1 protein-coding gene is annotated in these 1,811 nt (G+C 74.4%); it reads left to right on the forward strand.

Features of this window, described 5'->3' with window-relative positions; genetic code table 11:
• The first annotated feature begins 94 nt into the window (after window positions 1–94).
• Window positions 95–1,768 carry a thiamine pyrophosphate-dependent enzyme gene (locus tag D455_RS0121180; protein ID WP_017572689.1) on the forward strand — a complete coding sequence of 558 codons (1,674 nt, stop codon included), beginning with the start codon at window positions 95–97 and terminating at the stop codon, window positions 1,766–1,768.
• The last annotated feature ends 43 nt before the right edge of the window (window positions 1,769–1,811 follow it).

The following is a 1,811-nucleotide window of genomic DNA, read 5'->3' on the forward strand; positions in this document are numbered from 1 at the left end:
CCCGTCGGCCGCGTGCCCGGACGTGCCAGGCCACGGCCCCGCGCGTCCGGGAACACCGAGTGGACCTTGCGACGATGGAAGGGACCCCGCCCCCATGGCCACAACCACCGAACGCCCACCCACCGACACCGCCGCGCACGCGGTGGTGGAGGTCCTGGCCGCGGCCGGGATCAGACGGTGCTACACCGTCCCCGGTGAGAGCTTCCTGGAACTCGCCGACGCGATCGACCAGCACCCCCGTATGCGGTTGGTCTCCACCCGGCACGAGAACGGCGCCGGGTTCATGGCCGAGGCCGAGGCCAAGCTCACCGGCGTCCCCGCCGTGGCCGCCGCCACTCGGGGGCCCGGAGCGGCCAACCTGGCGGTGGGTGTGCACACCGCCATGCAGGACTCGACCCCGATGATCGTGTTCCTGGGACAGGCGGAGACCGAGCGGCTGGGCCGGGAGGCCTTCCAGGAGGTGGACCTCACCGCGTTCTACGCGCCCATCACCAAGTGGTCCACGACCGTGCACCGGGCCGACCGGCTCGCCGAGGTCACCGCCAGGGCGGTCCGGATCGCCACCACCGGCAGGCCCGGTCCGGTGGCCATCGCGGTGCCCGGGGACCTGTTCGGCCAGCGGGTGGGGCCGCAGGACCCGCCGAAGCCGCCCGTGGTCCCGCGTCCCGTCCTGGGTGAGGAGGCCAGGGACCGGCTGGCCACCTGGCTGGCCAGGGCGGTGCGCCCGGTGATCCTCGCGGGCGGTGGAGCCCGCGCGGCCCGGGAGGACCTCGTCCGGGTCGCCGAACGCTTCAACGCGGGCGTGTACGCCGCCTGGCGGCGCCAGGACGTGTTCCCCAACGACCATCCGCTCTACCTCGGCCACCTGGGGCTGGGCTGCCCTCCGCCGGTGCTGAACGCCCTGGCGGAGGCCGACGCGGTCCTGGTGGTCGGCTGCCGGATGAGCGAGACCACCACCCAGGGGTACCGGCTGCCCGAACGGAACGAACGCGTTCGGGTCGCGCAGATCGACGTCGACCCCGGCCAGCTGGGGGCCAGCACGGACCTGTGGTTCGGCGCGGTCGCCGATGCCCGGGAGGCGCTGCGCGAACTGGCCGACGCGCCGGTCCAGGCGCCCTACCGGGACTGGAGCTCGGCCCGCCGGGTGTGGGTGGACACCGCGACCGTGCCGCCCGAAGCGGCCGACCACGGCGCTCCCCGGCTGCACCCGTGGGCGGTGGTCGCCGGTATGCGCGCGGCGCTGCCCGAGGACGCGCTGATCACCAACGACGCGGGCAACTTCGCGTCCTTCCTGCACCGGGGCTGGTGGTTCCGGTATCCGCGTACCCAGCTGGCGCCGACCAGCGGGGCCATGGGCTACGCCGTGCCCGCCGCGGTGGCGGCCAAGATCGCCGCCCCGGACCGGACGGTGGTGGCGGTGGCCGGTGACGGCGGTGCCCTGATGACCGGACAGGAGCTGGAGACCGCGGTGCGGACGGGCGCACCGGTGACCGTGGTGGTGTTCCAGAACGGGCTGTACGGCACGATCGCCATGCACCAGGCCCGTGAGCTGGGACGGATCGCCGGAACCCGGATCAGCGGGCCGCTGGACCTGGCGGGGTTCGCCCGGTCGCTGGGTGCCAGGGGCGCGACCGTGCACACGCGTGAGGAACTGGAGAAGGCGTTGGCGGAGTCGGTGGACGCGGATCTGCCCACTCTGGTGGACGTGCGGACGGATCCGGAGGTGATCAGCCCGGCCGCCACCCTGTCCGGTCTGCTGGACGGCTGAGGGACGTCAGGCCCGTGAGCGCTCCGGCCGCCGTCGGCGGCCG

The organism is Nocardiopsis halotolerans DSM 44410 (assembly GCF_000341065.1).
GTDB lineage: Bacteria > Actinomycetota > Actinomycetes > Streptosporangiales > Streptosporangiaceae > Nocardiopsis > Nocardiopsis halotolerans.

Excerpts from the sequence above, each read along its gene's own strand:
- D455_RS0121180 (WP_017572689.1), top strand. The coding sequence starts at position 95 with ATGGCCACAACCACCGAACGCCCACCCACCGACACCGCCGCGCACGCG.